The sequence below is a fragment of the Candidatus Streptomyces philanthi genome (assembly GCF_059553635.1).
This window is the reverse complement of sequence record NZ_JCANQV010000538.1, coordinates 1-1,949: the sequence shown is the minus strand read 5'-3', so window position 1 is coordinate 1,949 and position 1,949 is coordinate 1. Positions and strand designations below refer to the sequence as shown.

The 1,949-nt window shown below is 75.0% G+C and carries 3 protein-coding genes; all 3 read left to right on the top strand.

Annotated features, from left to right (window positions below; translation table 11 throughout):
* The coding region (locus AC51EU_RS29995) for a vWA domain-containing protein (protein ID WP_496270241.1) at positions 1 to 760 on the top strand (760 nt) is incomplete at its 5' end.
* Positions 760 to 1,356, top strand: coding sequence for a cob(I)yrinic acid a,c-diamide adenosyltransferase (gene cobO / locus AC51EU_RS29990; RefSeq protein ID WP_496270240.1), 597 nt, complete (start codon positions 760 to 762; stop codon positions 1,354 to 1,356). The genes AC51EU_RS29995 and cobO, both read left to right, overlap by 1 nt.
* 7 nt (positions 1,357 to 1,363) lie before the next feature.
* Positions 1,364 to 1,949 (top strand): cobyrinic acid a,c-diamide synthase CobB (locus tag AC51EU_RS29985; RefSeq protein ID WP_496270239.1); only part of this gene is annotated, 586 nt, incomplete at its 3' end.

The following is a 1,949-nucleotide window of genomic DNA, read 5'->3' as shown; positions in this document are numbered from 1 at the left end:
CCAGCGGGCCCGCGGCCGCGGCGGCCCGGGACTGGTGGTGCGGCGGGACGATCTGCGCGAGGCGGTACGCGAGGGACGCGAGGGGAACCTTGTGCTGTTCGTCGTGGACGCCTCCGGCTCGATGGCCGCGCGCAAGCGGATGGGCGCGGTCAAGGGCGCGGTGCTCTCCCTGCTGCTCGACGCCTACCAGCGGCGCGACAAGGTCGGGCTGATCACCTTCCGCGGCCGGGACGCCGAACTGGCGCTGCCGCCGACCTCCTCGGTCGAGGCGGGCGCGGCGCGGCTCCAGTCGCTGCCGACCGGCGGCCGCACCCCGCTCGCCGAGGGGCTGCTGAAGGCCCATGAGGTGCTGCGGGTCGAGCGGCTGCGGGACGCCACCCGGCGGCCGCTGCTGGTGGTCGTGACCGACGGCCGCGCGACCGGCGCGAAGGCGGGACGCGGCGCCGCCGGGGAAGGGCCGTTGGGGCGGGCCTCCCGGGCGGCCGGGCTGCTGGCGGCGGAGGGCGTGGCCTCGGTGGTCGTCGACTGCGAGTCGGGCCCCGTCAGGCTGGGGCTGGCCGGGGAGCTGGCCCGTACGCTGCGGGGCACCGCGGTCACCCTCGACGAACTGCGCGCGGACAGCGTCTCGGCGCTGGTGCGCGACGCACGGGGCGACCGGCGCGGGCCCGCCGCGCGGTCCGTCCCCGGCGGAGGCGGCGGCGACGGCCGTCGCCCCGCCCGCACCACTCATCACACCCACGAGAACCGGAGGGTCGCGTAATGCCACAGGGCAAGCCGTCCGTCGTACCGGACGACGGTCTCACCACCCGCCAGCGCCGCAACCGGCCGCTGGTGATGGTCCACACGGGCATCGGCAAGGGCAAGTCCACCGCCGCCTTCGGGCTGGCGCTGCGGGCCTGGAACCAGGGCTGGCCCGTCGGGGTGTTCCAGTTCGTCAAGTCCGCGAAGTGGAAGGTCGGCGAGGAGCGGGCGCTGAAGGTGCTCGGCGCGACCGGCGAGGGCGGCACCGTCACCTGGAACAAGATGGGCGAGGGCTGGTCCTGGGTGCAGCGCGACCTCGAATCCAGCGAGGAGGCGGCGCGCGAGGGCTGGGAGCAGGTCAAGCGCGACCTGGCGGCCGAGACGTACAAGCTGCTGGTGCTCGACGAGTTCGCGTACCCGATGCACTGGGGCTGGGTGGACCCGGAGGAGGTCGTCGCGGTGCTGCGCGACCGTCCCGGCACCCAGCATGTGGTGATCACCGGACGGAACGCGCCGCAGCCGCTGCTGGACCTCGCGGACCTGGTCACCGACATGTCCAAGGTCAAGCACCCGATGGACGCGGGCCAGAAGGGCCAGCGGGGCATCGAATGGTGAACCGGTCATGACCTCCGGCACGATCCCCCGCCTGGTGATCGCCGCGCCGTCCTCCGGCGCCGGCAAGACGACGGTGGCCACCGGCCTGATGGCGGCGTTCGCCGAGGCCGGTCTCGCCGTGTCACCGCACAAGGTGGGCCCCGACTACATCGACCCCGGCTACCACGCGCTGGCCACCGGCCGGCCGGGCCGCAACCTGGACGCGTTCCTGTGCGGCCCGGAGCGGATCGCCCCGCTGTTCCTCCACGGGGCGCACGGCGCGGACCTCGCGGTCGTCGAGGGCGTGATGGGGCTGTTCGACGGGGCCTCCGGGCGCGGTGAGCTGGCGTCGACGGCGCAGGTCGCCAAGATCCTGCGGGCGCCGGTGGTGCTGGTGGTCGACGCGTCCTCGCAGTCCCGCTCGGTCGCGGCGCTGGTCCACGGCTTCGCGTCGTGGGACCCGGAGGTGCGGCTGGCCGGGGTGATCCTCAACAAGGTGGGGTCGGACCGCCACGAGGCGCTGCTGCGCGAGGCGATGGACTCCTCGGGCGTCCCGGTGCTCGGCGCGCTGCGGCGCACCGGGGAGGCCCGTACGCCCTCGCGCCATCTGGGTC

What these genes read in the sequence shown, in the direction of transcription:
- cobO (WP_496270240.1), top strand. Translation starts at nt 760, where the DNA reads ATGCCACAGGGCAAGCCGTCCGTCGTACCGGACGACGGTCTCACCACC.